This window comes from Pseudomonas sp. AGC41, from assembly GCF_057334555.1.
In genome coordinates, this window is sequence record NZ_JBHFJB010000072.1 from 1,328 (window position 1) to 3,788 (window position 2,461).

The window sequence follows — 2,461 nt, forward strand, 5'->3', positions numbered from 1 at the left end:
GGCGAGTTTTTCCGCCGCGCCGGGTGCGATGACCTCGGCTCCCATGACAGCCATGGGCGCACCACCGACCTGGATCGGCACGCTGCTGAAGATTCCGCCCGGACCGATATTGATCCAGTGTCCACCGGCCTGGATGGTCGCGCTGGCACCACTCTCCAACACGATCTGCCGGCCGGCACTGACATGAAAGCCTCCCACGGCGCTGATGGCCTGGTTGGCCACGCGGATATGCCGATCGCCGGTGACCAGCAGGTGATCGTCCTGGCGGACCTCGACCTGACGCCGACCTGCGGTGATGCGCTGTTCGTCATCCTGCAGTTCATGCCGCGACAAGCCGGAGACCACGATGCTGCGCTCGTGATCGACCTGCACGCGCTGGTCGTGCAACACGTGCTGGGTCCAGTTGCGCTGGGCCCGCAGGTAGATTTCCTCGGCGCCCTTGCGGTCTTCAATGCGCAACTCGTTGTAGCCACCGCCACCGGGGCTGCTCTGGCTGCGCAATATGCTGCGGGTCTGGTCCGCCGGCAGGTCCAGCGGCACCGGGTTGGCACCGTTCGGCAGGCAGCCCACCACCAGCGGCTTGTCCACGTCACCGTCCATGAAGCCCACCAGCACTTCCATGCCGACTCGGGGAATCATCACGCCGCCGTAGTGATCGTGTGCCCAACCGGTAGCCACCCTCAGCCAGCAGCTGGAATGCTCGTCACGCTTACCGTCGCGATCCCAGACCAGTTGCACCTTGACCCGCCCGAACGCGTCGCAATGGATCTCGCTGCCCACCGGGCCGGTCACCACCGCAGGCTGGTAGCCGTTGACCGACGGCTTCGTGTGGTGCAATGGCGGACGAAAGAACACTTCCCACGGCGTCGCGAGGAAGCTATTGCGGTAGCCCTGGAACTCAGCCGCGCCGACCAGCGCTGTTTCTTCCAGTACCTGCGGCTGGCGACCGTGATGATCAACCTGCGTCAGCAACCAGAGATCGTTCCATTGCGCCTGGGGATGCTCCTTGATATGCATGAAACAGCCACTGGCGAAAGCGCTGTCATCGCTGCTGCCCTCCGCCAGGCACCCTGCGGCCGCCTGCCGTTGGAGCGCGTGTCGGGCCAGGTGCTGGCCATCGTCGCGGTCGGTGAACTGACCTGGGTAGCGATAGTGCTCAAGGACGGGAAGTTGCTGATTATCGATGTCCGCCTGCAACGAGAGGCCCGGCTTGCGAAAATCGTAGTCGCGCAACGTCACAGCGCTGGCGTGGGTATGGAGCCGCACAGCCAAACGCCTGATGACCGGCTCGGTGGCAACCATGCCGCTGCCGGGCAGATACAAAGTGGATTCGGGCAAGCGCGGGAACACTGTCTGATCATCGCCAAACACCAGCAAATGGCCGTCAGGGCTGTGTCGAAAGTGATAGTGAATACCAACTTCGGCGCAAATCCGCTCGATGAAAACCAGATCGCTTTCGCTGTACTGCACGCAGTACTCACGCTCGGGGTATTGCCCGCCAAGACTGAACTGGCAGTCATCGGCGAGGATACCGTGGTCCTTCAACACGCGGGCGATGATGTCCGGCACGCTCAGGTGCTGGAAAATCCGCTGGTTGATGCGATGTCGCAAGTAGGCCAGGCGAGGCACCAGACTGACCTGATAACGGCTCAGCCGCTCGCCCGAATCGCCTTGGGCCACACTATAGATCTGGCCATGTATCCCGCCACCTTGGTGATCGAAGCGCAGATAAGCCTGACGGTGCAATAAATCTTCAAGCACCAGATCGGGCCGCTCACTGACCAGCTCCAGATCAAAGCGATAGGGCTGGCTGACGGCTTCCGTGCCCTTGAACTCAAGGACCTGCAAGTCATTCGGGCCGCTGTCGAATGTCAGCGTAAAACGTGGCGAGTTGGCAGGCGCGAACATCCGATGTGCCTCTGCGAAAGGGAGGCGAGCGATTCTGCATGAGCCTGGATGGATCTGACCTTGTAGCTAAAAAAACAGATTTGCCTTACAGCCGACGTGGCAAAAGTTGCAGGAAACAAACGTATTGCCTGACATCGCGCTTGGGCAGGACCATTTTTACCTTGGTCGACAATAACCTTAGTTTTCTGGACCGGTCATGCGGTCGTGGAGATCCTTGGTGAAGTCGGATTTCTTGCCGTTGTGCAGGCGCTCCTTCAGGTTGCCGCGTTCGTCGTAGCTGTAGTGAGTGCCGACGTAGTCGCGGAGCAGGTTGTCCAGCAGTTTGTTCGGGACATATTGATTGGGACGGCGCGGTGCCTGTGGGTCCAGCAGGTTGCTGGCTGGATCGAAGGCGAAGGTCTCTTCGCCGCTGATGGTCTGTGCGACGAGTAGGCGACCGAGCGGATCGTAGCGGTAGCTCAGTGCACCGCGCCGGGTGTCGTCGATGCGGGTCAGTTGACCGGCTGCGTCGTGCCGGTAGTTGCGCACGACCAGGCGTTGGGAGTCGCCGCGT

At 61.4% G+C, this 2,461-nt stretch carries 2 protein-coding genes; both read right to left on the minus strand.

Annotation, left to right across the window (positions count from 1 at the left end; genetic code table 11):
- On the minus strand, positions 1-1,908 hold a 1,908-nt coding region (locus ACE04F_RS13530), incomplete at its 3' end, for a type VI secretion system Vgr family protein (protein WP_486107399.1).
- Between the two features lie 177 nt (positions 1,909-2,085).
- Positions 2,086-2,461: hypothetical protein (locus tag ACE04F_RS13535; RefSeq protein WP_486107401.1), on the minus strand; the 376-nt coding region annotated here is incomplete at its 5' end.